Origin of the sequence: Anabaena sp. 4-3, assembly GCF_001597745.1 — a bacterium.
Taxonomy (GTDB): Bacteria; Cyanobacteriota; Cyanobacteriia; order Cyanobacteriales; family Nostocaceae; genus Trichormus.
In genome coordinates, this window is record NZ_LUHJ01000013.1 from 194,646 (window position 1) to 201,057 (window position 6,412).

Genomic DNA, 6,412 nt, shown 5'->3' on the forward strand with positions numbered 1-6,412 from the left:
AACCACTGATTATTTATACAAAGAAAGCTTGACAATTAGGTGTGAAATATGATAGTGATTAGGGGGAGAAATGCCAATATCAAGCTATTCCACAACTGAAATTGAGGTTTTGAGATTGGTTGTGGTGGTGCTAATAAAGCTTCTATTCTCTGTTCTAAGCGTAGCTTGCCGTTGTAGGTATCGCCTACACTAGAACCTAGAGCAGCACAACAAATTTCTGAGTCTGTGAATGCTGTAGCATTACTTACTACTAACAACAGTGATTCTGCGAGTAATAGGGGGTCTACCTGGGATGCTGCATAACTGTCAGCACGTAGTTCTCGCAAGATTAAAAGTTCTTGCCACAATGGTTCTGTGTTGGGCAACCAAGCTGTACAGGAACGTATCCAACCCAACCAGAAAAACCAAAATGTATCTTTGTAGTGGTGATGTCCTTGTTCGTGGGCTAAGACACTTTTAACATGATCTGCGGAGAGTGTTTGTAGCAATCCTTCGCTGACTACTAATTCAGGATGCCAAAAACCAATTTGTCCGGCAAATAAGGCTGGTGTGCTGAGTAATCTGACTCGCTCACCTTCAACATTTACTAGAGGACAATTGCGGGCTGATTGTAGGGACTGATAACCTTGGATAGCTAGTTGCAAGCACAAACAAGAAAAAATAGTCAGGATAATTAAAGCTAGTACATAACTTAATGATCCTGTGTCCATACCGACCATTTGACCTTGAGTACCCATGCACAGCACAGCGATCGCTGTCATGATTAACAGCAACGGTGGAAAGAGAAAGAAAAACAGGGTTCTTTGCCAGCGTAGTTCCCAACTACCTGGGGTATGAGTCCAAGATTGTCTTAAAATTCCAGAAACTGCCAAAGCAGCCAAAATCATTAATAGGTGCATTATTGTTCCTCCCTGGCTTGGCGTGCTGCTTGAATACGTTTAGCGATCGCTGCGATTTGTTCACTAGCCGCCTCATCCAGACTATCAGCAAAAGCCGCAACCACATCAGGATTACCTACGGCTAAAAACCGTTGTAATTGGTCATGAGCTTTGATAACTTGGGCTTGCTGCTTTGTGATTAAAGGTCGCCAATAGAAAGCTTTGCCTTTTTTATCACAGGCTAGCCAACCTTTTTCAGTCAGGCGACGTAAAACTGTGGTGACAGAGGTGTAAGCTAATTCGCGGTTAGGGTCAGCCAGAATGCGATCATGCACATCTTTAACTGTAGCTGAACCCAGTTCCCAAACGATATTTAAAATTTCTGCTTCCAAAGGGCCTACAGACAATTGTTTGGGGCGATAATCGGGTAAAGGTGCCATAGAAATTGGGGATTAGGGACTGGGGATTGGGGATTGGGGGGTTGTTTCCTACCTTCTACCCCTACGTTCTTTCAGATTACCGTGATTTACACTCTAGCTAGAAACTATGGGCTGAAAACCTCTCTTCTCTAGCCTCCAACCTCTCGCGTTTAGCCCCTAGCTACTCCGACATAATAAAAAATAGTCTGGCATAACCATAAGAAATACTCTAATTTTTCCTGTGATTATGGTGATTGACACCAATTAGAATGTAATCTCGGCAGTAGTATTTAAAGCAGGTGTAACCCGCGCGTGAAGCTATTTGTATATCACACCCCGGAATTAACCCCCGAAGATCAAGTTCCAGACTGCGCGATCGCAGTCGATGTCTTGCGAGCCACTAGCACCATTGCAACTGTGTTGTCGGCTGGTGGCGAAGCTGTGCAAGTCTTCAGCGATTTAGATCAACTGATCGAAGTCAGTGAAAAATGGCCTCAACAGAAACGGCTACGAGCCGGAGAACGGGGAGGTGCAAAAGTTGCTGGTTTTGAATTAGGTAATTCTCCCCTTGACTGTAGACCCGAATTAGTGAATGGGCGACGCTTGTTTATTAGTACCACTAATGGCACTCGCGCTTTAAAACGGGTACAGGAATCACCCACGGTGATGACAGCCGCTTTTATTAACCGAGCCGCAGTAGTACAATATTTGATTGACAAGCAACCTGAGACAGTGTGGATTGTGGGTTCAGGTTGGGAAGGCAGTTTTTCTTTAGAGGATACAGCCTGTGCTGGTGCGATCGCTCACAGTGTGATCGAGAAATCCCAATTACCAGCCGCAGAATTAGCTGGTAACGACGAAGTTATGAGTGCGATCGCGCTATACTCCCAGTGGCAAGACAACCTCCTGGGATTATTCCACCACGCTAGTCACGGCAAAAGGTTGTTACGCCTAGATGGCCATGAAGACCTGAAATATTGTTCCCAAACCGATATTTTAGCTGTCCTGCCCACACAGCAAGAACCAGGTGTATTTAAAAGTCAAACTTAAATATGCAAAATCAATAGCTGAATAGCTCCCCTTGTCTTGTTTATTTGCCCCGTCTCGGCAAAACTAGCCAAGGGACTAATACTAATTCAAAATTCAAAATTCAAAATTACTCCCTTCCCACCAGAAGAATTCCGATATGAATGAACCACGAAGGAACGTTCGCGAAGCGTTCCGAAGGAAAGGACACGAAGGAAGAATCAAAGGAGATACGTAATCTTGCACCAGGAAGGAAGTAAGAAAACCAGATTTTGCAGCGAAAGTTTAGGGATTCAGGTTTTCGTTAACCAGAAGAAATGCGCGAGCCTTCGTCAATAGTCCCCAGTCCTTAATCCTCAGCCAAATTATGAATTGTAATGATATATATTTTAATGAGTCATGAAAGTGGAAAATTATTCTAGTCCAGATATTATAGAAGAAGTTAAATCTATTCCAGATATTATAGCAGAAGTTAAATCAGGAATTATTCATATAGTTCATGTAGTCGATGGAAGAAGAGTTTCATCTGGTACGGGATTTATGGTTCATGGCTGCTTAGTTACTAACTATCATGTTATGTATCAAGCACCCAAAGAATCAAAGGTTATTTTAAGAAAACAATTATCAAGAATAGGAGATAAACTAACGGATATAGCTAAAGAAATTGAAAGTATTCCATTATCCTTGACTCTCACGCGCTTTACGTAACTTTTCCTCCAGTTGCGCCATCACCACTTCACCATTTATTACATCTCCACGTTCGATAGAAGCCAGCCCAGCCGCTAGTTTTTTCTTAGTTTCTTCTTCCCATTCTTGATAACCCTTCTCCCATTCCTCCAACAGTTTCAATGCTTTCACAATCACATCTTCAGCATTTTCATATCTACCCGTAGCAATTCGGGTTTGTATAAATTGCTCGTATTCCGCTTTTAGTTGGATGTTCATATCTAGCCTAAACCCCAATTTTAAATCATAGAATAGATATTCATCTGCGTTCATCTGCGTTTATCTGCGTTCAATTATCTTTCTTCTCACTCCCATTGAAAACCGCTATAGTTTCCTGTATTGATATGCTTATCATCTCACAAACCTCATAAATCAAAAACCTCTGGTAGCATATACCAGAGGTAAAATTATGCAATCCTATTTCACAGGATTAACTAATAGACAAACGGCTGCAACATTAACCAGCATTCGCCAAAAGTAACTCGCGTTTTTCTGACTGAAGTACCTGTACTTGACCATCATCATTAACATCCACAACGGCAGTGCAACCTTCGCTGAGTTCGCCAGCAAGCAAAGCTTCCGCTAAAGAATCTTCTAACAGACGCATAATTGCACGGCGTAATGGTCTAGCACCGTAGCTGGGGTTATAACCTTCAGTTACTACTAAGTCTTTGAACCGTTCCGTAACTTCTAAGTTAATACCTTTTTCAGTCAGGCGACTAGCTACTTCACGCAGCATGATGTCAGCAATTTGCTTGACTTCATCCTTAGACAGTTGACTGAAGACGATAATTTCATCTACCCGGTTGAGGAACTCAGGACGGAAGTAATTCTTCAGTTCTTCGTTGACTAAGTTACGAATGCGTTGGTAACTAGCTTCGGGTTGGTTGTCGAATTCAAAGCCTAAACCGCCACCACCTTTTTCAATTACCTTAGAACCAATGTTCGAGGTTAAGATAATCAAGGTGTTCTTGAAGTCCACTTTCCGACCTTTAGCATCGGTGAGGTGTCCGTCGTCGAGAATTTGCAGCAGCATATTGAAGACATCCGGGTGTGCTTTTTCGATTTCGTCGAATAGCAACACGGTGTAAGGTCTGCGGCGCACGGCTTCGGTGAGTTGTCCGCCTTCGTCGTAGCCGACGTAACCAGGAGGCGAACCAATCAGTTTAGATACTGTATGGCTTTCCATGTACTCAGACATATCCAGCCGAATCATTGCATCTTCCGCACCGAAGAAGTAAGTCGCCAAGGCTTTGGCTAATTCGGTCTTACCAACGCCTGTGGGGCCGGAGAAGATAAAGCTGGCTATGGGTCGGTTGGGGTTCTTTAAGCCGACTCTAGCGCGACGGATGGCACGAGACACAGCCGTAACTGCTTGTTCTTGGCCGATGAGTCGTTCGTGGAGAGTGTCTTCTAGGTGCAGCAGTAATTCAGACTCAGATTCTGTGAGTTTGTTGACTGGTACGCCTGTCCACGAAGCGACGATTTGGGCGATGTCTTCCTCATCTACGGCGATGGGGTGAATGGCTTTTTCTGCTGAAGCTGCTTGTAGTTCTGCTTCTAGGGCGATTTCTTGGTCGCGCAGTTCTCCAGCTGTATCAAAGTTTTGCAGTCTGACGGCTTCGTTTTTGGCTTTGGTGACTCCCGCGAGTTTACGCTTGAGTTCTTTATCGGCTGAAATGTGGGAGTGACGCAACCGCACACGAGAACCAGCTTCATCTATCAAGTCTATGGCTTTATCTGGTAAGAAGCGATCGCTTATATACCTATCTGACAACTCAGCAGCAGCCACCACCGCCTCATCGGAAATTTGTACTTTATGGTGCTGTTCGTAAACTCCCCGCAAACCGTAGAGAATTTCAATGGTTTCTTCTACTGACGGTTCACCGACTAAAATCGGTTGGAAACGACGCTCTAAGGCTGCATCACGCTCAATATGTTGACGATATTCATCTAATGTGGTAGCACCAATACATTGGAGTTCACCACGGGCTAAAGCTGGTTTGAGGATGTTAGCAGCGTCTAACCCGCCTTCTGTACCGCCAGCACCGACTAGGGTGTGAATTTCATCAATTACTAGGATGATATTACCCGCACTGCGGACTTCATCAATAATTTTCTTGATGCGTTCTTCAAAGTCTCCCCGGAAACGGGTTCCAGAGACTAATAACCCCATATCGAGACTGATGACTTGCTTATCTTGCAGCAGTTCGGGGACATCTTGATTAATGATACGCTGTGCCAATCCTTCAGCGATCGCCGTTTTCCCTACCCCTGGTTCACCAATTAACACCGGGTTATTCTTAGTCCGACGACCGAGAATTTGAATTGCTCGCTCAATTTCTTTTTCACGACCAACTACCGGGTCTAGTTTACCTTCTTGGGCTAATTTAGTGAGATTTCTGCCAAATTCTTCTGTAGTTAGTGTTTTTTGGCTGCGTCTGGGGCTAAAACCACTACCAACCACCGCCGGGTCTTCACCTATACGCCGAATTACACCAGTGCGAACCGTTTTCAGGTCAACTCCCAGATTTTGCAATACTTTAGCGGCGACACCTTCACCTGCTTCAGTTAAACCTAAAAGTAAGTGTTCTGTGTTGATATAGTTATGTCCCAGACTGTGAGCTTCTCTAAATGACTGCTCAAATAGACTTTTAACTTTGGGGGTAAAAGGAATTTCTGGTGGCACAAACCCAGAACCCCGACCGATAATTTTTTCGACTTCCCGACGTGCGTCTTTGAGAGTTACACCCAACTCAGTCAGCACTTTGGCAGCAACCCCAGTTCCTTCTCCCATCAAACCCAGGAGAATTTGTTCAGTTCCTACGAAGTTGTGTCCCAGGCGACGTGCTTCCTCCTGAGCGAGCATGATAACCTTGATGGCTTCGGAAGTGAAGTGTTCAAACATAGCGGGTTCTTGCTCCCTTGCTGCTTGGACTTTGGGCGATCTAAAAATTCACCCTTTTCTTAACTTTTTTGTATTTTCTTAAAGACAATGTATCTTTATTTATTATGTAGTGACAGTGGTGAGAGCCGTATTAGCTCAGGTGTGGTTGCCGTCATCTTTAATTATCGCGCGTTAGGACGATTTTAGCTCTAGACTTAAAATGAATTTATCATCTAGAAAAAGTATAAAACATGACAGAACAACACGGTAGTAAAGACCAACAACACCCACTTTACAACCGCGATCGCCCTCTTATTGATATTTTACTAACTCAAGAGGCGACAGACTACAACTTAGCAGAATTAGCCAGGCTGAAAATACGTTATCAAGGCTTCCCAGGCGCAAGGGACATACAACAGGACTTGGATAAAGTTTTGCAACAATGGGGATTAACGGAAACCCAACTATTTGAAAGA

At 44.0% G+C, this 6,412-nt stretch carries 7 protein-coding genes; 3 read left to right on the forward strand and 4 right to left on the reverse strand.

The annotated features are described in order from the left end of the window. Positions 1–35: 35 nt before the first annotated feature. On the reverse strand, positions 36–899 hold the full coding sequence (locus tag A3775_RS03000; protein WP_066381617.1) for a M56 family metallopeptidase: 864 nt from the start codon (positions 897–899) through the stop codon (positions 36–38). After that, positions 899–1,318, reverse strand: a complete 420-nt coding sequence (locus A3775_RS03005) for a BlaI/MecI/CopY family transcriptional regulator (protein ID WP_066381618.1) — start codon at positions 1,316–1,318, stop codon at positions 899–901. The genes A3775_RS03000 and A3775_RS03005 overlap by 1 nt, the downstream gene beginning before the upstream one ends. A gap of 291 nt (positions 1,319–1,609) precedes the next feature. Between A3775_RS03005 and A3775_RS03010 the strand changes: the two genes are divergently transcribed. Next, positions 1,610–2,347: a 2-phosphosulfolactate phosphatase family protein gene (locus A3775_RS03010; protein WP_066423771.1), complete on the forward strand. Its 738-nt coding sequence runs from the start codon at positions 1,610–1,612 to the stop codon at positions 2,345–2,347. 375 nt (positions 2,348–2,722) lie between these two features. Further along, positions 2,723–3,031 carry a hypothetical protein gene (locus A3775_RS03015; RefSeq protein WP_066423773.1) on the forward strand — a complete coding sequence of 103 codons (309 nt, stop codon included), beginning with the start codon at positions 2,723–2,725 and terminating at the stop codon, positions 3,029–3,031. On the opposite strand, the gene A3775_RS03020 is transcribed toward A3775_RS03015, so the two are convergent. Then, complete coding sequence (locus A3775_RS03020; RefSeq protein ID WP_066423853.1) at positions 3,002–3,268, reverse strand: type II toxin-antitoxin system ParD family antitoxin; 267 nt, start codon at positions 3,266–3,268, stop codon at positions 3,002–3,004. The two genes, A3775_RS03015 and A3775_RS03020, sit on opposite strands and share 30 nt — an antisense overlap. A 238-nt stretch (positions 3,269–3,506) precedes the next feature. Further along, positions 3,507–5,957, reverse strand: a complete 2,451-nt coding sequence (locus tag A3775_RS03025) for an ATP-dependent Clp protease ATP-binding subunit (protein ID WP_066423776.1) — start codon at positions 5,955–5,957, stop codon at positions 3,507–3,509. 230 nt (positions 5,958–6,187) lie between these two features. Here A3775_RS03025 and A3775_RS03030 point away from each other — a divergent pair. Then, a partial coding sequence (locus tag A3775_RS03030; protein ID WP_066423779.1) for a DUF3288 family protein occupies positions 6,188–6,412 on the forward strand: 225 nt, incomplete at its 3' end.